Below are 668 nucleotides of genomic sequence, written 5' to 3' on the forward strand. Positions count from 1 at the left end.
ACCAGATATGGCTTACGAGCACGTGTAATTACGCTGACTCTCGCTCCCACTCTCATTATTGGTTTATTACTGAGCGGCTTTTTCTCCTTTAATCGCTATCAGGACCTAGAGAAACAAGTTATCACTACGGGCAATAGCATTATTGAACCTCTTGCGATCGCCAGTGAATCTCACTTACTTGCTGAAAGCCGTGAAGCCGTACGTCGCCTGATTAGCTACGCGCACCGTAAAAATTCCAAACTCGTTCGCAGTATTGCCGTATTTGATGAGCACCATGAACTGTTCGTCACGTCAAACTTCCATCCTAATTTTGAAGCTCTGATGTTCCCAAAAGACAAGCCGATCCCAAAGCTGGGAAATTCGGAAATCTATGAGAACTCCCTGATCCTGCGTGTGCCGATTTTGTCGGAAGGACACTATTTATCAGAACTGTCTAACGAAAACCAAGGCACGAAAGCCATTGGCTACATCGCGGTAGAAATGGATCTTTCATCTCTGCGCTTACAGCAATACCAAGAAGTCTTCTCCGCTTTCCTTGTTTTGATCCTTGGTCTAGGGCTTGCAAGCGTGTTTGCTTCCCGCTTAATGCATGATGTTACCCAACCAATCACGCACATGAAAAACGTCGTTGATCGCATTCGTCGTGGTCACTTGGATGTGCGTATCGA

General features: G+C 46.0%; 1 pseudogene. It reads left to right on the forward strand.

From position 1 onward, the window contains the following. A pseudogene (locus tag R7Q46_RS27535) lies at positions 1-668 on the forward strand (two-component sensor histidine kinase BarA); the annotation flags it as partial.

Source organism: Vibrio sp. 811 (assembly GCF_033339195.1).